This is a genomic window from Desulfonatronum sp. SC1 (genome assembly GCF_003046795.1).
Classification (GTDB): domain Bacteria; phylum Desulfobacterota; class Desulfovibrionia; order Desulfovibrionales; family Desulfonatronaceae; genus Desulfonatronum.
Genome location: NZ_PZKN01000179.1, coordinates 1 through 427, shown reverse-complemented (window position 1 = coordinate 427; position 427 = coordinate 1). Strand labels below are relative to the sequence as shown.

Genomic DNA, 427 nt, shown 5'->3' with positions numbered 1-427 from the left:
TATGTGGGGCGTTCAGAGTTTGACAGTCCTGAAGTTGATCCCGAGGTTTTGGTATCATCTGCTGAAGCACTTACACCAGGCTCCTTTTATGAGGTTGAAGTAACCGGTGCCGAAGATTATGATTTGCTGGCGCACGTTGTTTAAGTTAACAACATCATAAACCGTTTTTTTGTCCTCACGGGCAACCTTTTGTTCTGGCGATTCGTTTAACCAACAGTTTATTTGTTAGGATAAGCATAGCTAGACATCATATTCAGCGTTTAGCGGTGAGGGTAATAACAATCATCATTTGCAAAACAAACACCAAAAGGGAATGCCCAAAAAACCTACGCTTTTAGTCGTATTTCTGCATATTGCATTCACGTATTTAGCCGCACAAAACGCCGGCCAAACCGTATTGGGTGAAATGGTGCAGAATGATATGAGC

1 protein-coding gene is annotated in these 427 nt (G+C 42.4%); it reads left to right on the top strand.

Going from position 1 to position 427, the window contains the following annotated elements; genetic code table 11:
* Positions 1-3 precede the first annotated feature (3 nt).
* Positions 4-144: a hypothetical protein gene (locus C6366_RS21195; protein WP_368731516.1), complete on the top strand. Its 141-nt coding sequence runs from the start codon at positions 4-6 to the stop codon at positions 142-144.
* Positions 145-427 lie beyond the last annotated feature (283 nt).